Raw genomic sequence first — 19,063 nt, 5'->3', positions numbered from 1 at the left:
GGGGAGCCGCATGGCACGGATGGGACTGCGGCTGCGCCTCGTCGGGCGGGCGCTCGGAGCGCTCTCCGTCTCGCACCGGACGCCGGAGCAGATCGTGCGGGCGCAGCGCCCGACGCCGCACGACCTCCTGCTCGACGCGCTGCTCGGCGGCCGCGTCCGCGGGGTCCGCTGGCGCGACGAGACCGTGCCGGGGGAGGCGGGCGACGTCCCGGTGCGCCTGTACCGGCCGCGGGTGCCCGGCCGGCTCCCGCTCGTCCTGCTCCTCCACGGCGGCGGGTGGGCGGGCGGCTCGCTGAACGGCTACGACTGGCTCGCCGGCAGCATCGCGCAGGGCGCCGGCGCCGTCGTCGCCTCCGTCGACTACCGGCTGGCGCCGCTGCACCCGTTCCCGGCCGCCGTTGATGACTGCTGGTCGGCGCTGCTCGGCGTGGTCGAGCGCGCACACCGGCTCGGCGCGGACGCCGAGCGGATCGCCGTCGTCGGCGACAGCGCCGGCGGCAACCTCGCGGCCGTCGTCGCGCAGCTCGCCCGCGACCGGTCCGGCCCCCGCCTGGCGTTCCAGGGCCTGATCTATCCCGCCACCGATCTCACGCTGGGCAGCGCGTCGCTCGATGAGAACGCGCACGCCCCCGTCCTCACGAAGGCGGACGCGCTCGCGTTCCGCGCCCACTACCTCGCCGGCCACGACCCCGCCGACCCGCTCGTCTCGCCGCTGCTCGCCGCCGACCTCACCGGGCTGCCGCCCGCGCTGATCCAGGTGGCCGAGCACGACCCGCTGCGCGACGACGGGCTCCGCTACGCCGCCGCGCTCGAGCGGGCGGGCGTCCCCGTGCGCAGCACCCTCTACCCCGGCATGCCCCACGGGTTCCTCGCCTTCCCGAGGCTCAGCCGCAGCGCACCGCAGGCGCTCGAGGAGCTGACCGCCGGGCTGCGGCGGGCGTTCGCGCCGCCGCGCTGAGCGGGCCGGCCGGTGCAGGCCACGAGAAGAAGCGGACGGATTCTTCCGCTTTCGGAGTAGCGTCGGGCTGTGCTCCTCGACGCCGGCTCGGCCGACTACGCCTCCGCCACCCGCCCGCACAACGCCGCGACCGAGCAGCACCCGCTCCGCGTCGCGACGATCCGCACGGCCGCCGACGTTCCCGAAGCGCTCGCCGAGGTCGCGGCCCTCGAACGCGACCTCGGCCGTCCGCTCCGCGTCGCCGTCCAGGCCACCGGGCACGGCGCGGGCGCGGCGCTCGGTGACGACGTCGTGCTGCTCGACACCTCCCGGCTCGCGGAGGTCGCGATCGACGCCGAGCGGCGCACCGCGGTGGTCGGCGCCGGCGCGACGTGGTCGGCCGTCAACGGCGCGGCGGAGCGGCACGGCCTGATGGGGCTCGCGGGCTCCGCGGCGACCGTCGCCGTCACCGGCTACACGGCGGGCGGCGGGATCGGCTGGCTCGTCCGGCGCGACGGCATGGCGAGCGGCTCCCTCCGCCGCGTCCACTGGCTCGACGCCGCCGGCCGGGCGCGCATCGCCGCCGACGACGCCGACGAGGCGGTGGACCGCGACGCGATCTGGGCGTTCCGCGGGGCGGGCGGCGCGGGCGTCGCCACCGCGCTCGAGCTCGACCTCGTCCCGGTCCCCGCGCTGCACGCCGGCGCGCTGCTCTGGCCCGTCGCGGCCCTGCCGGAGGTGGTCGGCGCCTGGACGGCCGCGATCGACGGCGTCGGGCCCTCCGTCTCCACGAGCCTCTCCGTGCTGCACCTGCCGCCTGCGCCCCGGTTCCCGGAGGCGCTGCGCGGCCGCGTCGCCGTCCACCTCGCGATCGCCGACCCGAACGGCCCGGACGGCGCCGCGCCGCTGCTGGACGCGATGCGGCGTGCCGCGACGCCCGTCGTCGACGGGTGGGGGCCGACCGACGCCGCGGAGCTCACGCGCATCCACCTCGATCCGCCGGACCCGGTGCCCGCTATCGGCGACGCGCGCTGGCTCGACGCCGGCACGCCCGCGCTCGCGGCCGACCTGCTCTCGACCGCGGCGGAGCCCGGCTCGCCGATCGTGATGCTGGAGCTCCGGCACGTCGCCGGGGCCCCGACGCGGAGGGACGGCGCCATGGTCACCCCGCCGGGCGCGTTCGTCTTCCACGCGGTGGGCGCGCTCGGCCGGGCGCCGCGTGACGCGATCGAGGAGGGCTTCGCTCGCGCCCGCGCCGTCTGGTCCGTGGCCGACACCGGCCGCACGCCCGGGTCGTGGATCGAGGGCGCGGCCGCCGTGCCCGACGCCCTGCCGGACGCGGTGCGGGACCGAGCACGGCGGATCGCGGACGCCGCCGACCCCGACGGTCGCTTCCTCCGGTCCCGCCTGCTCGGCTGACCCGCGCTCGTGCGACGCCGAGCGGCTCGTGCGGTCGCGCGCGGCGTCGCATCAGCCGCTGCGCGTCGCACGAGCGATCAGGCGCGGTCGAGCGCCCGGACGACGGCCGCGGTCGCGTCCGCGAGGAGCGCGTCGTCCGAGGCCGCGTCCTCCGCGACCCTGCGCGACAGCAGGACGAGGACGATGGGCGCGCGCCCCGGCGGTCGCAGGACCGCGATGTCGTTCCGCGTGCCGTGTGCGCCGCTGCCGGTCTTGTCGGCGATGGCCCAGCCGGCGGGCACGCCCGCCCGGATGTACAGGCCCCCGGTGGAGCTGCGCGTCATCAGGTCGTCGAGGACCGCGCGCCGTTCGCGCGGCAGCGCGGAGCCGAGCAGCACCGCTTCGACGTCGCGGGCGGAGGCGGCGGGCGTCGTCGTGTCCCGCTCGTCGCCCGGCGTCGCCGTGTTCAGGTCGGGCTCGAGGCGGTCGACGGACGTCGTCCGGTCGCCGATCGACCGGAGGAAGCGCTCGACCGCGGCCGTGCCGCCGAGCCGTCGCACGAGGAGGTTCGCGGCGGTGTTGTCGCTGTACCGCACGGCCGCGTCGAGCAGCGCCCGCACCGTCATGCCGGTGTCCACGTGGCGAGACGTGATCGGCGCGGAGGCGAGCAGGTCGCTCCGGGCGTAGCGGACCACCGCGTCGAGGTCCGCGGCCGACGCGGACCGCAGCGTCGCGGCGGCGATGAACGCCTTGTTCGTCGAGGCGAAGGCGAAGCGCTCGTCCGCCCGGTGGGTCAGCCGGCGACCGGTGCCCGTGTCGATCGCGGTGACGCCGAGCCGGGCGCCGTACCGCGCCTCGAGGTCGTCGAGCTCCCGCTGCAGCGCCTGCTCCGCCGCGGCGTCGGAGGAGGAGGGAGACGCGGTCGACGGGGGAGCGGACGGCGACGACGTCGCGGAGCCGCTCGAGCAGCCCGCCAGCGCAGCCGCGACGAGGGCGCTCGCGACGACCGCCCGGGCCGCCCGCCCGCAGGCACCCGTCCGTCTCCGCGCGCCCAGGTCCACCGGTCCAGCCTCGCCGACGGGGTCCGGGTCGGCGGCCGCAGCCGCGCATCCGCCGCCCTCGCCGCTCCGGTCTCCGCTGATCGAGGTGCGAGCAGAGCAGATCTCGAGACCACGCCCGGTCGCCGCCCTCGCCGCTCTGGTCCCCGCTGGTCGAGGTGCGAGCGGAGCGAGCCTCGAGGCCGCGCACGGCCAGAGCCCGCTCCTCGCGCTTCGAATTCGTAGCACCTAGGATGCGGGCATGGCGGACGAACCGACGCTCGACCCGGTGCAGCTGGGCGCGTACTTCTCGCTGATCGAGGTGAGCAGCCTGCTCCGGCACGCGGTCGAGCAGCAGCTGAAGGAGGCGGGCGACCTCAGCTATGTGCAGTTCCAGCTGCTCGCGACCCTCGGGGACGCGCCCTCGGGCAGCCGCCGGATGACCGAGCTGGCCGACGGCGTGGTCTACAGCCGGAGCGGCCTGACCTACCAGGCCGGGCTGCTCGAGCAGGCCGGGCTCGTCACCCGTGCCCCGGCGGAGGACGACGAGCGCAGCGTCGTCGTGACCCTGACCGACGCGGGTCGCGAGCGGCTCGCGGCCGTGTTCCCGGGTCACGTCGAGGTGATCCAGCGGCTCCTGCTCGCGCCGCTGACGGCGGAGCAGATCGAGGCGCTCGCCGGCCTGCTCGCGCCGGTCCGCGACCACGTGCGGGCCGTCCCGCCGCGCTCGGCCGCCCCGCGCCGCCGTCGGACCGCCGAGGGCTGACCGGCCTCAGCCCAGCTTCGCGGCGATCGCCGCTCGGTAGTCGGCCAGCGCCTGCCGCACGTGCGAGGCGGCGAGCCGTGCCGCGTCGTCGACGTCCCCCGACACCACCGCGGCGAGCACGGCGCGGTGCTCCTCGAGGGAGCGCGCCGCATCGGGGACCCGCTGGTCGAGCTCCAGGAAGCTCACCTGGTCCTGCAGGGCGCGGACCCGGCTGACCGCGTCGATGAAGAAGACGTTGCGTCCGGCCTCCGCGAGCGCCACGTGGAAGGCGTCGTCCGCCTCGGCGAAGGCGGCCAGATCTCCCGCCGCGGCGGCCCGCTCGCCCGCGCTGATCGCCGCCTGCAGCGGCTCGAGCGCCTCGGGGCGCGCGCGCGAGGCCGCGAGGCGAGCGGCGGCCTCCTCCTGCACGACGCGGAACTCGAACAGCATCGCGATGTGCTCGACGTCGGTGGGCCGGAAGACGGTCGCGTGCGGACCGGCGAGCCCGCTGGTCTCATCGCCGACGAACAGCCCGCGCCCGCGCTCCGCGCGGACCCGGCCGATCGCCGACAGCATCTTGACCGCCTCGCGCACCGTGCGATGCCCGAGCGCGAGCTCGCCGGCGAGCTCCGCCTCCGTCGGCAGGCGGTCTCCCGCGTGGAGGCCGCGTTCGGCGATGTAGAGCAGCAGGCGGTCGACGGCCACCTCGTAGCCGGGGCGGTATCCGGAGGAAGCGGGCACGGTCCTCCTCGCAGCGGCGCCTTCCTGGCAGAACCCTGACTGTAACTGCACGCCCCGTGTCGGCTGTTGACTTCCTCGAGTCGTCAGATGAATGTCGTTCTTGGCCGGGATGAATGACATCCATAAGCCACCCGCAAAGGAGCAGGACTCGATGAGAGCAGTCAGAGGAGCCGGGGCGGCGCTCGCCGTCGTGGCGGCGGCCGCGTTCGCGGCGATCGGATCACCCGGCGGTGCGGCGATCGCCGCGCCGACGACCGGAGCGCACGGAGCGCACGGAGCGCACGGAGCGCACGTCCGGATCATCACGGTGTCGCCCCACGGCAGCGACCGCGCCGGCGGGTCCTCGCGGCATCCGCTGCGCACCCTGCAGGCGGCGCAGCGGAAGGCGCGCGCCGCCGTCGCCACGGGCGATCGCGTCACGGTGCAGCTGCGCGGCGGCACCTACGCCCTGACCGAGCCGCTCGACTTCGCGCCCGGCGACTCGGGCCGGAAGGGCGCGCCCGTCACCTGGACCGCGGCGCCCGGGCAGCACCCGGTGATCTCCGGAGGCGTCGCCGTGCGCGGCTGGCGCACCGCCGACAGCGCGAAGGACGTGTGGGTCGCGTCCGTGCCGAAGGGGCACGACAGCCGCCAGCTGTACAAGGACGGCGCCGAAGCCCCCCGCGCCGCGATGCAGATCCAGCGGAGCGCGATCTCGGTCACCGACACCGGGTTCACGATCACGGACCCCGCGCTCGCCGCCGCGCTCGACGGCCTGCCGGACCAGCGCCGGATCGAGGTGGAGAGCCAGGACTCCTTCACCGACCGCTACGCGCCCGTCGCCGCTATCAGCGGCACGACGGTCACGATGCAGCAGCCCGCCTGGCGGATGAACAACTGGGGCTACGACACCCTCGCGAAGCCGTTCGCCGGCGGCACGCTGCTGCTCGAGAACTCGAAGTCCTTCCTCCAGCCGGGTCAGTGGTACCTCGACCCCGGGCACGGGAGGCTCTACTACCGGGCGAAGGCGGGCGAGCGGCCCTCAACGTCGTCGTTCGTGCTGCCGCAGCTGCAGTCGCTCGTCCGGATCAGCGGAACACGGGCGCGGCCGGTCCACGACCTCGCCTTCTCCGGCATCGCGTTCTCCCACTCGACCTGGCTCTCGCCGAGCACGTCGATCGGGTACGCCGACCAGCAGAACGGCGCCTTCATCCCGAAGGCGTACCCGCAGCCCGCGGACTACCTGACCTCCTGCCAGTCCGGCTGCACGGAGTTCGAGGGCGCGCGCAACGGCTGGCACCAGATGCCGGCCGCCGTGCAGGTCGCCGCGTCGACGCGCATCCGGTTCTCCGACGACGCCTTCACGCACCTCGGCCAGGTCGGGCTGGGGATCGGCAACGACGCGAACGCGAACGGCCGCGGCACCGGGCTCGGCGCGAGCAGCATCACGGTGCACCACAACCTGTTCACGGACCTCGGCGGCGCCGGTGTCGTGGTCGGCGGCATCTCGCCCGACGCGCACCACCCGAGCGACCGCCGCATGATCGTGCGGGACGTGATACTCGACAACAACCTCGTGACCGATGTGGCCAAGGACTACAAGGAGATGTCCGGCATCCTCTCCACCTACGTCACCCATGCGGTCATCGCGCACAACGAGGTGTCGAACCTCGCCTATGACGGGATCGACGTCGGATGGGGCTGGGGCGCCAACGACCCGGGCGGCAGCAACGACTACCGGACCCGCGGCCTCTACGCCTACCAGCCCGTCTACACGACGCCGACGACGCTGAAGGACACCGTCGAGAAGGACAACCTCATCCACGGGACGAAGAAGGTCTTCCACGACGGCGGCAGCCTCTACAACCTCTCGGCGAACCCGGGCGCGGTGTACAGCGGCAACTACATCTACGACAACCTGCACACCGTCGGGCTCTACCTGGACGAGGGCTCGCGGTACGTCACGATGCGGAAGAACGTCGTGCAGGACAGCGGGGTGTTCATCTTCACGAACTCCTACGCGGACAACGACACGCTCGACGACGTCATCGAGCAGAACTGGTACAACGACGGCGTCGTGCAGACGCCGAACGCCGACACCCACCGCATCACGGTGCGGGACAACACCAAGGTGAGCGGCACGGACTGGCCGGCCGACGCCCGCGCGGTCATCAAGGCCGCGGGCATCGAGCCGCGGTTCGGGCTGCTGCCCGGCGCGACCGACCCGCGCTGATCCCCGAGGCGGGGCGGAGCCGGTCGCGGCTCCGCCCCACCTCCCGGTCAGGAGGCCCGGCGCTCCACCGCGGCCCGGACGAGCGGCTCGCGCCGTGCCCGGGCATCCGCCGTCGCGCGGCGCACCTGCTCCGGGTCCGCCTCCGGCCGGCCCGGCGCCCCTGCGTCGAAGGGCGGCCGCGGGTCGTACTCCATCGTGAGCTGCACGCGCCGGGCCGCGTCGTCGCCCGCGAGCTCGGCGATCAGGGTGAGCGCGAAGTCGAGACCGCTCGTCACGCCGCCGCCCGTGAGCACGTTCCCGTCGCGGACCACGTGCGCGTGCGTCGGCACGGCGCCGACGAGGTCGAGCATCGGGTGCGACGCCCAGTGCGTCGTCGCCCGTCGCCCCTCGAGCAGGCCGGCGGCGCCGAGCACGAACGCGCCGGTGCAGACGCTCGTGACGTAGCGGGCACCACGCGCCTGCTCGCGCACGAAGTCGAGCGCGACGTCGTCGGCCAGCAGGTCGAAGGCGCCCTGACCGCCGGGGACCAGCAGCACGTCCGCCTGCGGCGCGTCCGCGAACGTCGTCGTCGGCACGATCGAGAACCCGGCGTCCGTCGCCACCGGCGCCGTGTCGTGCCACGCGAGGTGCACCTCCGCGCCCGGCAGGCGGGAGAACAGCTGCACCGGCCCGGTCAGGTCGAGCTGGGTGACGTCGGGGAAGAGCAGGGCGACGAAGCGGACGGTCTCGGTCACGGAGCAATACTGCGCTGCAGGTGGTCTCGAGGCTCGCTGCGCTCGCACCTCGACCAGCGGAACGGGGGAGCGCCCCGCCGGTCGAGGTGCGCCGAAGGCGCCTCGAGACCGAGTTGCGCGTCCTGGTCGCAGTTGCGCCGGAGCGCTCGAGTGCAACTGCGACTGCGGCGCGCATCTCGCGAGGAGCCGGGGCGCGCTGCAACGGAGCGTCACACGGCGCGGGCTCCCGGGCTGCGTCGTTCAGGCTTGAGGGATGCGCACCACCGCTCCACTCGTCGCCCTGCTCGCCGCGTCCGCCCTCGTGCTCACCGGCTGCACCGGCGGCGGCTCGTCGGGCGCCGACCAGAAGTCGACGCTGACGGTCCTCACGCCCTCCAGCACGTTCCTGATCGACCCGGCCTCGAGCCAGAACCTCGCGACGACGTCCCTCAGCTTCCTCGACCGCCGTCTCACGACCTGGGACGTGAAGAAGGGGCAGGACGCGAAGGTCGTGCCCGACCTCGCGACGAGCACCGGCACGGCCGGCGACGACGGGAAGACCTGGACCTACACGCTGAAGGACGGGCTGAAGTTCTCCGACGGCAGCCCGATCACGAGCGAGTCGATCAAGTACGGCATCGAGCGCTCCTTCAGCGACCAGCTGCAGGGCGGCCTCAGCTACCACAAGACGCTGCTCGAGGGCGGCAGCGACTACAAGGGCCCGTTCGACGGCGAGTCGCTCGACTCGATCGAGACGCCGGACGCGAAGACGATCGTGTTCCACCTGAACAAGGCCTTCGGCGACTGGCCGTGGATCGCCTCCATGCCCGCGTTCTCGCCGGTCAAGGAGTCGAACGGCAACCCCGCGACCTACAAGAAGGCGCCGATCACCTCCGGCCCGTACAAGGTGCAGTCGATCAAGGACGGCACGTCGGTCACGCTGGTGCGCAACAAGTACTGGTCGAAGGCGACGGACTCCGTCCGCACGGCCGAGGCGGACCAGGTCGTGTTCCAGGAGAGCCAGAACCAGAACACGGTCGTGCAGAACCTCGTGAACGACACGGGCTCCTTCAAGACGGCCTTCGGCGCGCAGTACCTCGGCGCCTCCGACCTCGCGGCCGTGAACGGCAACCCGTCGGCGAAGTCCCGCCTCGCGACCTCCCAGGCCGGCCCGATCCAGTACCTCGCGATCAACACGAGGCGCGGCGACCTGCAGCAGCTGAAGGTGCGGCAGGCGCTCGAGTACGCGGTCGACAAGAAGGCCTACCTGGTCGCCTCGGGCGGGTCGAACGCCGGCGCCTACGCCTCGACGCTGATCACGCCGGGCATCGCCGGCCGCCAGGACTACGACCTCTACCCGGCGCCCGAGTCGGGCGACGTCGCGAAGGCGAAGAGCCTGCTCTCGTCCGCGGGCGTGACCGGCCTGAAGCTCACCCTGCTCACCCAGAACGACGCCGCCTCGCTCGCCGAGGCGCAGGCGATCCAGCAGGGCCTGAAGCGCGCCGGCATCACCGTCACGTTGAAGACCGAGGACGTCGACTCCTTCTCCACGGACGTCGCGAAGTCGAACCCGGACTTCGACCTCGCGCTGTCGAGCTGGCAGCCCGACTTCCCGTCCGCGAACGCGAACATCTCGCCCCTGTTCGACTCCAGCCAGATCGGCAACGGCAACTTCAACCTCTCGCAGTACGCGAACAAGGACGTCGACACCGCGATCGCGGCGGCGCAGGCCGAGGTCGACCAGACGAAGGCGCAGGCCCAGTGGGCCGCGATCGACAAGCGGATCATGCAGGACGCCCCGATCGTGCCGCTCACCTACGCCAAGAACTCGTTCCTGCACGGCTCCGGCGTCGGCAACTTCTTCATCCCGTCGTTCCCGGCCTACCCGGACTACATGACCCTCACGATCGAGCAGTGACGGAGGGGGCAGGGAGCCCGGTCCTCGCGGTCCGCGACCTCGTCGTCGCGTTCCCGGGCGGAGCCGGCCGAGTCGTGGACTCGGTCGGCTTCGACCTGCACCCGGGCCGCGTGCTCGCGCTCGTCGGCGAGTCCGGCTCGGGCAAGAGCCTGACCGCGATGAGCGTGCTCGGGCTGCTGCCGCCGACCGCGTCGGTCTCGGGCAGCATCCGGCTCGAGGGGGAGGAGCTGCTGGGTGCGGACCGCGGCGCGCTGCGCCGCGTGCGCGGCGGCCGCGTCGGGACCGTGTTCCAGGAGCCGATGAGCGCGTTCGACCCGGTGTACCGGGTCGGCGACCAGGTCGCGGAGGCGATCCGGGTGCACCGGGGCGGCCGTCGCGCCGCCCTGCGCGCGCGGGTCGCGGAGCTGCTCGCCGCCGTCGGGCTCCCGGACCCGCGACGGATCGCCGCGTCCTTCCCGCACCAGCTGTCCGGCGGGCAGCTGCAGCGGGCGATGATCGCGATGGCGATCAGCAACGATCCGGTCGCCCTGATCGCGGACGAGCCGACGACCGCGCTCGACGTGACCGTGCAGGCGGGCATCCTCGACCTGCTCCGGGCGCTCGCCGCCGAGCGCGGCACCGCGATCCTCCTGATCACGCACGACATGGGCGTGGTCGCCGACCTCGCGGACGACGTGCTCGTCCTGCGCCGGGGCGAGACGGTCGAGCGCGGGCCGGTGCGCCGGGTGCTCCTCGAGCCGGAGCACCCGTACACCCGCGAGCTGCTCGCGTCCGTGCCGACGCTGGTCGGCGGCGACGTGCCCGCGAGCGCCCCGGCCGGGCGCCCGGTCGCGGTGCTCGAGCAGGCGGTCGTGTCCTACTCGCGGCGGGGGCGGACGCTCCGCGCCCTCGACGGCGTCGACCTCGAGGTGCGCGCGGGCGAGGTCGTCGGCCTCGTGGGGGAGTCGGGCTCCGGCAAGTCGACCGCCGGCCGCGCGCTGCTCGGCCTCGCGCCGCTCGCCGACGGCGGCGCGAGCGTCGAGGGGGTGAACCTCCGCCGTGCCGGTCGCCGCGCGCGCCGCGAGGTGCGCGCCCGCATCGGCACCGTCTTCCAGGACCCGGCCTCCTCGCTCAACCCGCGGACCACGGTCGGCTGGAGCATCGCCGAGCCGCTGCTGCTCCACACGGACCGGTCGGGCGACCAGCGGGAGGAGCGCGTCGCCGAGCTGCTCGACGCCGTGCGGCTGCCCCGCGACTTCGCGCGGCGCTATCCGCACGAGCTGTCCGGCGGGCAGCGGCAGCGCGTCGCGATCGCCCGTGCGCTCGCGCTCGACCCCGCGCTGCTCATCGCCGACGAGCCGACGAGTGCCCTCGACGTGTCGGTGCAGGCGGCGGTACTCGACCTGCTCGCGGACCTGCAGGCGCGGCTCGGCTTCGCCTGCCTCCTGATCAGCCACGACCTCGCCGTCGTGCGGCGGCTCGCCGACACCGTCGTCGTGCTCCGCGACGGCCGCGTCGTCGAGCGCGGGCCGACCGCCCGGGTACTGAGCGAGCCCGCCGACCCGTACACGCGGCGGCTGCTCGCCGCGGTGCCGGTCGCGGACCCGGGGCTGCAGGCCGCGCGCCGCGAGGAGCGGCGCGCCCTGGAGGTGCAGCCGTGACCGTGCTCCGCCACCTCCGGCACGACCCGTGGGCGCTGGCCGGCGGGATCGTCGTGCTGCTCTTCGTGCTCGCCGCGGTGCTCGCGCCGCTGCTCACGGCGATCCCGGGCCAGGACCCGTACCGCTACCACCTCGATGCGCTGGACGACTCGGGCGCGCCCCGCGGGTTCGGCGGCGGGATCTCGGCGCAGCACTGGTTCGGCGTCGAGCCGCTGTCCGGACGCGACCTCTTCGCGATCGTGGTCTACGGCGCCCGCACTTCGATCCTCGTCGGCGTCGGGGCCTCGGCCGCGTCCGTGCTCGTCGGCGTCGCCGTCGGCCTCGTCGCCGGGTACTTCGGCGGGTGGGTCGACCGCGTCGTCAGCCGCGTGGTCGACGTGATGCTCGGGTTCCCGAGCCTCGTCTTCATGATCTCGCTGACTGCGGTCGTCGCGGCCTCGTTCCCGAAGCCGCTGCTGATCGTCCTGATCATCGGCTTCTTCGGCTGGCCCTCGGTCGCCCGCGTCATCCGCGGGCAGGTGCTGTCGCTGAGGTCGCGCACCTTCGCCACCGCGGCGGAGGCGATGGGCGCACCCGCGGGGCACGTGCTCGCCCGCCTGCTGCTGCCGAATGTCGGGGCGTCGATCATCGTCTACGCGACGATCCTCATCCCGGCCTCGATCGGCACGGAGGCGGCGCTGTCGTTCCTCGGCGTCGGGGTGCCGCCTCCCACGCCCTCCTGGGGCCGGTCGATCGGCGACGCCGTCGCCTGGTTCCGGGTCGATCCCGCGTACCTCGTGTTCCCGGGAGGCGCGCTGTTCCTGCTCACGCTCGCCTTCAACGCGTTCGGCGACGGGCTGCGCGACGCGCTCGACCCGCGGGTGAGCCGCGGGCGGCGCTCGGCGGCGACGCCGGTCGTGGACGACCGGGTGGTGCCGAACCGATGACGGCCGTCCGCTTCCTGGCGTACCGGCTCGCGGGCATCGTGCTCGTGCTGCTGCTCGTCGCGCTCGCGACCTACCTCGTCTTCTACCTGCTGCCCGCGGACCCCGCCCGGCTGTCCTGCGGCAAGCCGTGCACGCCGGAGAACTACGCGGCGGCGCAGCGCTACCTCGGCCTCGACGCGCCCTGGTACGGGCAGCTCTGGAACTACCTCTCCGGCATCGTCACGGGCCGGCGCTTCGGCTCCGGCACCGGCGTGGTCGACTGCCCGGCGCCCTGCTTCGGCTACTCGTTCCAGCTGAGCACCCCGGTCACGGAGCTGATCCTCACCCGCCTGCCCGTCACCGCATCGATCGCGATCGGCGCCGCCGTGCTCTGGTTCGTCGCCGGGGTGCTCGGCGGCACGCTCGCCGCGGTGCGGCGGGGGAGGGCGCTCGACCGAGCGATCATGACCGTGGCGATCGCGGGCGTCTCCGCGCCCGCCTACCTCGTCGGCCTGCTCGCGATCCTCCTGTTCGGCTTCACGCTCGGCTGGCTGCCGACGGGCGGGTACGAGCCCTTCACCGAGGACCCGGTCGGCTGGTTCGTCCACCTGCTGCTGCCGTGGAGCGCCCTCGCCTTCCTCCAGGCGGCGATCTACGCCCGCCTGACGCGGTCGGAGGTGATCGACCAGCTGGGGCAGGACCACATCCGCACCGCTCGGGCCATCGGCCTCACCGAGCGCGCGGTCGTGGTGCGGCACGGGCTGCGGAACGCGCTAATCCCGGTCGTCACGGTGTTCGGGCTCGACCTCGGCGGGCTGCTCGGCGGCGCGGTGATCACGGAGCGCGTGTTCTCGATGCAGGGCCTCGGCTCGCTGCTGATCAGCGCGGTCGGCACCACGGACCTGCAGACCGTCGTCGGGGTGACGCTGTTCGCGGCGTTCCTCATCACCGCCGCGAACTTCGTCGTCGACGTCGTCTACAGCCTGATCGACCCGCGGGTCGCGCTCGGCTGAGCGGCCGCGACCGGCAGCGTCCGGGCGTAGACTGCGACGGCGATCGCGATGGTCGCGACGTGCATCAGCATCAGCGCGAGGATCGGCGCGGTCCCCGTGTCCGCGACGGTCAGGAGCGCGAGCACCGCGTCGGGGACGAACGAGATCAGGAGCACGGCGGGGACGAGGCGGCGGAGCACCCGCCGCGGGTCCGCCGCGTGGCGGCGCACGACCGCCCAGCCGATCGCACCGCCGACGCCCGCGACGACGGACAGCGTGATGTCGGCGGGCGGCGTGAGGGCGGGGGTCTGCGGCACGCCGAGGGCGACCGCGCTGAGCGCGATGCCGACGTTCACGGCGCTCGTGAGCACGGCCGCGAGCACGGCGGCGAGGGCGATGCGCCCGATCGGGTTGGCGGCGGGCAGGGCGGCCGAGGTCATGGGGTTCCTCCTTCTGGGCGCCCCGAGCGGGCGCGGCCCCACGCTCCCGCGACTGCGCCGCGGAGGCGTCCGGCCCGGGGAGCAACCGCCGCTCCTCCCGTCGGAGTAGCGGCGTCAGCGGCGCACGTGCGGTGGGAGCGCGCGACTGGGGTCCGGCGCAGCGCCGCAGTCGCGCGCTTCAGCCGCACGACGCGGCGCGGAGCCGCAGCAGGGGGGTGACCGGTCAGCCGAGTCCGTACACGCGGCGGGCGGTGCCGGCGAGCACGGCGTCCTGCTCCGCGGGGGAGCCGGCGAGCTCCGCCACGAGGTCGAACCAGGCACCGTACGAGGGCGCGTCGGCGGGCGCCGCGGAGACGGGGAAGTCGCTGCCGGCCATGCATCGGTCCGCGCCGAACGCCTCGAGCGCGGCCTCGAGGAAGGGCCGCACCTGCGCCGCCACGGGCCCCGGACCCGCCTCGGGAGCGAGACCGGACAGCTTGACCGTCGTGCCGGGCTCGGCCGCGAGGGCGCGGATCGCGGCGTGCCAGCGCTTCGCGGCGGGGGCGCCCCAGCCCTCGCGGACCGGAGGCTTCCCGAGGTGGTCGAGCACGATCGCCGCGTCGGGCGCAGCGCGGCGCAGGGCGAGGAGTGCATCGAGCTGGTGGTGCCGCACGCACGCGTCGAACGTCAGCCCGGCGGCCGCGAGCCCGCGCAGCCCCGCCGCGAGGGCGTCGGACCGGATGAGGTCCTCCGGCTCGTCCTGCAGCAGCCGGCGCACGCCGACCACGCCGTCGATCGCGCGGAGCGCGTCGACGGCGCCGGGCAGCGCCGCGGCGTCCTCGACCGGGGCGAACGCGACCACCCCGCCGCGCCCGCCGCGGGCCCGGACGAGCTCCGCGGCCCACGCGGCCTCGGCGACGCCCTGCTCGGGGACGCAGTCGGCCTGCACGAACACGACCGCCTCCGCGACGGCGTCCAGCGCGTCGAGGTCCTCGGGCAGGAACCGCGCGGGCAGCGCGTCGCCCGCCTCCTCGAGCCAGGGGTACGTGAGGCGGGACCGGTCCCAGAAGTGGACGTGCGCGTCGACGAACGGGTTCTCCTGAGCCACCGTGCTCTCCTGCCTGCGACCGGTCGTGCCGGGCCGCGTGCAGGATCCTGCCACGAGTCATCAGATGAATGCTCGCGCTCGCGCCGCGCGCTGGGTCGGCGGTCGTGCTCCCGGCGCCCGAGGGGCGACACTGGTGCCGACCCGCGGCGGCATCGGCGACGGCCGGGGAGATGGGATCGGATCCGATGAGTGCACCGCTCGAGCTCCGGGGGCTCACCGCCCCGGAGAGCCAGGCGCGTCCGGCGGACACCTTCATGCGGGAGATCGCGGACTCCATCGTCGCCGGGCGCTACGCGGCGGACGAGCTGCTGCCGCCCGAGGCCGCGCTCGCGGCCTACTTCCGCGTGAGCCGCACGATCATCCGGGAGTCGATGAAGCGGCTCGAGGAGAAGGGGCTCGTCACGATCCAGCAGGGCCGCGGCACGCAGGTGCGCCCCCACGCGCACTGGAACGTGCTCGACCCGCTGGTGCTGTCGGCGGTCATCGCGCACGACGAGGAGCTGCACACGCTCGACGAGCTGACGCTCGTGCGCGGCGCGCTCGAGGCCGTCATGGCGGGCCAGGCGGCCGACCGGGCCGACGAGCACGGCGTGGCGGAGGTGCAGGAGGCCATGCGGCTGATGCGCGACGCGGAGCACGACTACGCGCGGTTCCGCGACGCGGACGCCGAGTTCCACCGGACCGTCATGCGGCTCTCCGGCAACTTCCTCGCCGGCAACATCGCCGACACGCTCTACAGCCGCGCCCGCGAGTTCTCCCGCTTCGAGGGGCACCCGCCGGCGGACGCGACGCAGCGCACGCTCGACGAGCACGAGGCGGTGCTCCGCGCGATCGTCGCGCACGACGGCGGCACGGCGAGGACGGCGATGAACGACCACATCGTCGAGGCGTGGCGGCGGCGGAGCCGCCCCGAGCACTGACGGCGCACTGCGGTCGGATCACGATCGCGCAACAGGCCGACGTCTGCCTGGCGCAAAGGTCATATGTATGATCTGCTACGACTCACCGCGCGAACGCGCAGTCGTCAAGGACGTCGACAGATGAAGGAACCGATGAACCCCTCCTCCGCGCGCCGCATCGGCCGGCGCATCGGCATCGTCGGGATCGCCACCGCCGCCCTCGTTGCCACCCTCACCGGGTGCTCGAAGGCGCAGGGCGGCTCGAGCGGCCAGTACGGCTTCGACGAGGCCCAGCAGTCGAAGAGCAGCACGATCACGGTCTGGGTGGACGCCACCCGGGCTCCCGCCGTCAAGGCGTTCGAGGACGCGAACCCGTCCGTCAAGGTCAAGACCGTCACCTACGACGGCTCCGCCAACGGCTCGAACTCGTTCAAGACGAAGATGGCGCTGTTCGACCGCTCCGGTAGCGGCTGGCCCGACGTCGTGTTCTCGACGCAGAACAACGACGCCGCGTGGGCGAGCCAGAAGACCGCGGGCAAGCAGCCCTACGCCGCCGTGCTCGACAAGGGCCTCGTGCCGAGCTCCGTGCTCGGCGACTTCGCCAAGGGCTCGCTCGACCCCTGCACCGTCGACGGCACGGTCTACTGCCTCCGCAACGACCTCGCGCAGAACGTGCTCTGGTACGACAAGACCCTGCTCGACAAGTTCGGCTACTCCCTCCCGAAGACGTGGGAGGAGTACCAGCAGCTCTCCGCGAAGGTCGCGAAGGACCACCCCGGGTACATCACCGGCTCGGTCGGCGACCCGTGGCCCGAGATCTTCATGTGGAGCAGCAAGTGCCAGGCGAACGACATCACCGGCGCCCGTGAGGTCACGGTGAACACGACGTCGAAGGAGTGCACGCGCGCCGCCGGCCTGATCGACGCGGGGGTGGCGAACAAGTCGCTGTCGACGCTCAGCGTCTTCAGCCCCGACTTCGTCAAGAAGTACTCCGGCAAGGTCCTGCTCATGCCCGGGCCGGCCTGGTTCGCCGGCGCGATCTTCAACAACAAGGACTCCCTGAACCTGCCGAAGGGCGAGCTCGGCGTCGCCGACCCGCTGGCGTGGAACGGCGAGCAGCCCGTGACCGGCGACGTCGGCGGCGGCACCTGGTTCATCTCGAGCCACTCGAAGAACCTCGCCGCGGCGACGAAGTTCGCGCAGTACGTCACCACGCAGGACGGCTACCAGGTCGACCAGGCCCCGGGCTACCCGGCGTACGCGCCGGCCGCGGCGAAGTGGCTCGCGAAGCAGGCGTCGAGCGGCTACTACGCCACGAGCCTCGACCCGATCACGACGGCCGCGTCGCAGGTGTGGTCCGGCTGGGGCTACGGCTCCTTCTCGCAGGAGGCGATCTGGGCGAAGGTCATGCAGCCGCTGATCACGAGCGGCAAGCCGACCGCCGACGGCCTCGCCGCCTGGGGCACGGAGATCAAGAACCAGGCGCAGGTCAACGGGTACACCGTCAAGTGACGACCCCCGCAGCTGCACCGCTCGCCGCCGGCCCGGCCCTCACGGGCCGGCGGCGAGCCGGCCGGCGCACGCGCGCCCGGTCCATCGGGCCCGTGTTCATCGCGCCCTACGTCCTCTTCACGCTCGCCTTCGGGCTGGCCCCCGCCGTCTACGCCCTCGTGCTCGCCTTCACCGACGCGGACGGCGCCTTCGTCGGGATCGCGAACTTCGCGAAGGTGATCGGGGACTACCGCTTCTTCGCGGACGTCGGCCACGTCGCCCTCTACCTCGTGATCTGGCTCGTGAGCCTGCTCGTGCTCGTCGTGCTGCTGGCCCTGCTCGTGCACGGGATCCGGTCGCGCCGGGTCAGCGCCGTGTTCCGCCTCCTCTACTACATCCCCGGCGCGCTGGCCGGGGCGTCGAGCGTGCTGCTCTGGCTGTTCGTGCTCGACCCCTCCGCGAGCCCGGTCGCCCCGCTGCTCCACGCCCTCGGGTTCCAGAGCTTCAACCAGACGATCGCGCCGGCGAACCTGCCCGCGATCTTCGCGATCATCGCGTTCTGGACCGGCGCGGGCGGCTGGATCGTCGTGCTCTTCGGCGCGCTGAACAACATCTCGGTCGACGTGATGGAGGCGGCCCGGCTCGACGGCGCGAACGCGGTGCAGATCGCGACGCGCATCCAGCTGCCGCTGATGCGGAAGTGGATCGCCTACATGTCCGTGCTCTCGCTCGCGGCCGGCACCCAGCTCTTCGTCGAGCCGACGCTGCTGTCGCAGGCGAGCAACGCGGTCGTGCCGAACGACTACTCGCTCAACCAGCTCGCCTACCAGTACGCCTTCGCGCAGAACGACTTCAACGGCGCCTCCGCGATCGCGGTGCTGCTGCTGATCGTGTCGATCGCGCTGTCCGCCCTCTTCGTGTGGCGCGGCGGGCTCTTCTCGACGGAGGACGCATGACGACCACGGCTTCGACCTCGGGGTCGACCTCGGCCCCGGCCCGTCGCCGCTCGACGGGCCTCGGCGTCGCGGGCTGGAGCGGCCGCGGCATCGCGGGCGTCGTGCTCGTCGTCTTCGCGCTCTTCTTCGTCGTCCCGATCGTGTGGGTGCTCTTCGCGGTGACGAAGACCGGCGGCGAGCTGATCCGGCAGGGACCGTTCACGGTCGGCTCGTTCGGGTCGTTCGCCGCGAACTGGGACCAGCTGTTCTCGTTCCAGGACGGCGCCGTCTACACGTGGTTCGGCAACTCGGTGCTCTACGCCCTCGGGGCGCTCGTGCTCACGCTCGTGATCTCGATCCCGGCGGGCTACGCGCTCGCGCTCACCGAGTTCCGCGGGCGGCGGGTGCTGCTCGTGCTCACGCTCGTCGTCATGCTCATGCCGAGCACGGCGCTCGTGCTGCCCGTGTTCCTCGAGATGAACGCGCTGGGCCTCGTCGGGACCGCGCTCAGCGTGATCCTGCCGTTCTCGTTCTACCCGTTCGGCGTGTACCTCGCCTTCATCTACTTCTCGACGTCGATCCCGGACTCGCTGCTCGCCGCGGCGCGGCTCGACGGCGCGAACGAGCTGCAGGTCTTCTTCCGCGTCGCGCTGCCGCTCGCGGCGCCCGTCGTCGCGCTCGTCGGGTTCTTCTCCTTCACGCAGAACTGGAACAACTACTTCCTGCCCTTCGTGATGCTGCCCTCGAGCGACAGCTACCCGCTGCAGGTCGGCCTGTCGACGCTGCTGTCGTCGACGCCGGCGTTCAACCCGAGCTCGGCGGGCTCGGAGTCCGTGCAGCTGCCCACCCTGGCGCTCGGCACCGTGGTGTCGGTGCTCCCCATCCTGATCGTGTTCCTCTTCTCCCAGCGCTTCCTCGTCGAGGGCATGACCGCGGGCGGGACGAAGGAATGACGCACCGCATCGACGCGAGG

At 73.5% G+C, this 19,063-nt stretch carries 17 protein-coding genes; 12 read left to right on the top strand and 5 right to left on the bottom strand.

The annotated features are described in order from the left end of the window. The first annotated feature begins 10 nt into the window (after positions 1-10). Together D1781_RS13920 and D1781_RS13915 are read left to right on the top strand one after the other, a co-directional pair. Positions 11-958, top strand: a complete 948-nt coding sequence (locus D1781_RS13920; RefSeq protein WP_119482826.1) for an alpha/beta hydrolase — start codon at positions 11-13, stop codon at positions 956-958. Between the two features lie 69 nt (positions 959-1,027). Beyond that, positions 1,028-2,356: an FAD-binding oxidoreductase gene (locus D1781_RS13915; RefSeq protein WP_119482825.1), complete on the top strand. Its 1,329-nt coding sequence runs from the start codon at positions 1,028-1,030 to the stop codon at positions 2,354-2,356. 77 nt (positions 2,357-2,433) lie between these two features. Here the strand turns inward: D1781_RS13915 and bla are convergent, their stop codons facing one another. Beyond that, positions 2,434-3,396: a class A beta-lactamase gene (bla, locus tag D1781_RS13910; RefSeq protein ID WP_233551349.1), complete on the bottom strand. Its 963-nt coding sequence runs from the start codon at positions 3,394-3,396 to the stop codon at positions 2,434-2,436. A 238-nt stretch (positions 3,397-3,634) separates the two neighbouring features. Here bla and D1781_RS13905 point away from each other — a divergent pair, with 238 nt between their 5' ends. After that, the gene (locus D1781_RS13905) at positions 3,635-4,138 is read left to right on the top strand and encodes a MarR family winged helix-turn-helix transcriptional regulator (protein ID WP_119482824.1); all 504 of its coding nucleotides are present in this window, start codon (positions 3,635-3,637) and stop codon (positions 4,136-4,138) included. Between the two features lie 6 nt (positions 4,139-4,144). On the opposite strand, the gene D1781_RS13900 is transcribed toward D1781_RS13905, so the two are convergent. Continuing rightward, on the bottom strand, positions 4,145-4,858 hold the full coding sequence (locus D1781_RS13900; RefSeq protein ID WP_158590106.1) for a FadR/GntR family transcriptional regulator: 714 nt from the start codon (positions 4,856-4,858) through the stop codon (positions 4,145-4,147). Positions 4,859-5,009: 151 nt separating this feature from the next. Here D1781_RS13900 and D1781_RS13895 point away from each other — a divergent pair, with 151 nt between their 5' ends. After that, positions 5,010-7,070: a right-handed parallel beta-helix repeat-containing protein gene (locus D1781_RS13895; protein WP_158590105.1), complete on the top strand. Its 2,061-nt coding sequence runs from the start codon at positions 5,010-5,012 to the stop codon at positions 7,068-7,070. A gap of 47 nt (positions 7,071-7,117) precedes the next feature. On the opposite strand, the gene D1781_RS18080 is transcribed toward D1781_RS13895, so the two are convergent. Continuing rightward, on the bottom strand, positions 7,118-7,804 hold the full coding sequence (locus tag D1781_RS18080; protein ID WP_119482821.1) for a DJ-1/PfpI family protein: 687 nt from the start codon (positions 7,802-7,804) through the stop codon (positions 7,118-7,120). A 253-nt stretch (positions 7,805-8,057) separates the two neighbouring features. On the opposite strand from D1781_RS18080, the gene D1781_RS13885 reads away from it, so the two are divergent. From D1781_RS13885 to D1781_RS13870, 4 genes are read left to right on the top strand one after another with little or no spacing between them, the layout of a single operon-like run. Next, on the top strand, positions 8,058-9,701 hold the full coding sequence (locus tag D1781_RS13885) for an ABC transporter substrate-binding protein (RefSeq protein WP_119482820.1): 1,644 nt from the start codon (positions 8,058-8,060) through the stop codon (positions 9,699-9,701). Further along, the gene (locus D1781_RS13880; RefSeq protein ID WP_119482819.1) at positions 9,698-11,341 is read left to right on the top strand and encodes a dipeptide ABC transporter ATP-binding protein; all 1,644 of its coding nucleotides are present in this window, start codon (positions 9,698-9,700) and stop codon (positions 11,339-11,341) included. Before D1781_RS13885 ends, D1781_RS13880 begins: the two co-directional genes overlap by 4 nt. Continuing rightward, a complete protein-coding gene (locus D1781_RS13875) occupies positions 11,338-12,267 on the top strand; it encodes an ABC transporter permease (protein WP_119482818.1) in 930 nt (309 codons plus the stop codon). Before D1781_RS13880 ends, D1781_RS13875 begins: the two co-directional genes overlap by 4 nt. Then, positions 12,264-13,259, top strand: a complete 996-nt coding sequence (locus D1781_RS13870; protein WP_119482817.1) for an ABC transporter permease — start codon at positions 12,264-12,266, stop codon at positions 13,257-13,259. The genes D1781_RS13875 and D1781_RS13870 overlap by 4 nt, the downstream gene beginning before the upstream one ends. Here D1781_RS13870 and D1781_RS13865 read toward each other — a convergent pair. Together D1781_RS13865 and D1781_RS13860 are read right to left on the bottom strand one after the other, a co-directional pair. After that, positions 13,223-13,678, bottom strand: a complete 456-nt coding sequence (locus tag D1781_RS13865; protein WP_119482816.1) for a DUF6069 family protein — start codon at positions 13,676-13,678, stop codon at positions 13,223-13,225. The genes D1781_RS13870 and D1781_RS13865 overlap by 37 nt on opposite strands. Before the next feature lie 223 nt (positions 13,679-13,901). Beyond that, positions 13,902-14,765: an amidohydrolase family protein gene (locus D1781_RS13860; protein WP_158590104.1), complete on the bottom strand. Its 864-nt coding sequence runs from the start codon at positions 14,763-14,765 to the stop codon at positions 13,902-13,904. Positions 14,766-14,950: 185 nt separating this feature from the next. Between D1781_RS13860 and D1781_RS13855 the strand changes: the two genes are divergently transcribed. The 4 genes from D1781_RS13855 (at position 14,951) to D1781_RS13840 (ending at position 19,043) form a co-directional block, all read left to right on the top strand. Further along, entirely contained in the window at positions 14,951-15,685 is a 735-nt protein-coding gene (locus D1781_RS13855) for a FadR/GntR family transcriptional regulator (protein WP_158590103.1), read from the top strand. Between the two features lie 120 nt (positions 15,686-15,805). Then, positions 15,806-17,176, top strand: a complete 1,371-nt coding sequence (locus tag D1781_RS13850; RefSeq protein ID WP_119482813.1) for an ABC transporter substrate-binding protein — start codon at positions 15,806-15,808, stop codon at positions 17,174-17,176. After that, complete coding sequence (locus tag D1781_RS13845; RefSeq protein WP_119482812.1) at positions 17,173-18,111, top strand: carbohydrate ABC transporter permease; 939 nt, start codon at positions 17,173-17,175, stop codon at positions 18,109-18,111. Before D1781_RS13850 ends, D1781_RS13845 begins: the two co-directional genes overlap by 4 nt. Continuing rightward, positions 18,108-19,043 carry a carbohydrate ABC transporter permease gene (locus tag D1781_RS13840; protein ID WP_119482811.1) on the top strand — a complete coding sequence of 312 codons (936 nt, stop codon included), beginning with the start codon at positions 18,108-18,110 and terminating at the stop codon, positions 19,041-19,043. Before D1781_RS13845 ends, D1781_RS13840 begins: the two co-directional genes overlap by 4 nt. The last annotated feature ends 20 nt before the right edge of the window (positions 19,044-19,063 follow it).

This window comes from Amnibacterium setariae (assembly GCF_003581425.1).
In the GTDB taxonomy this organism is placed as follows: Bacteria; Actinomycetota; Actinomycetes; order Actinomycetales; family Microbacteriaceae; genus Amnibacterium; species Amnibacterium setariae.
The sequence above is the reverse complement of the archived record's forward strand: the minus strand, read 5'-3'. Positions and strand labels throughout refer to the sequence as shown.

Coding starts and splice junctions, on each gene's coding strand:
- D1781_RS13885 (WP_119482820.1), top strand. CDS start 8,058: ATGCGCACCACCGCTCCACTCGTCGCCCTGCTCGCCGCGTCCGCCCTC.
- D1781_RS13870 (WP_119482817.1), top strand. CDS start 12,264: ATGACGGCCGTCCGCTTCCTGGCGTACCGGCTCGCGGGCATCGTGCTC.
- D1781_RS13920 (WP_119482826.1), top strand. CDS start 11: ATGGCACGGATGGGACTGCGGCTGCGCCTCGTCGGGCGGGCGCTCGGA.
- D1781_RS13850 (WP_119482813.1), top strand. CDS start 15,806: ATGAAGGAACCGATGAACCCCTCCTCCGCGCGCCGCATCGGCCGGCGC.
- D1781_RS13865 (WP_119482816.1), bottom strand. CDS start 13,678: ATGACCTCGGCCGCCCTGCCCGCCGCCAACCCGATCGGGCGCATCGCC.
- D1781_RS13855 (WP_158590103.1), top strand. CDS start 14,951: ATGAGTGCACCGCTCGAGCTCCGGGGGCTCACCGCCCCGGAGAGCCAG.
- D1781_RS13895 (WP_158590105.1), top strand. CDS start 5,010: ATGAGAGCAGTCAGAGGAGCCGGGGCGGCGCTCGCCGTCGTGGCGGCG.
- D1781_RS13840 (WP_119482811.1), top strand. CDS start 18,108: ATGACGACCACGGCTTCGACCTCGGGGTCGACCTCGGCCCCGGCCCGT.
- D1781_RS13905 (WP_119482824.1), top strand. CDS start 3,635: ATGGCGGACGAACCGACGCTCGACCCGGTGCAGCTGGGCGCGTACTTC.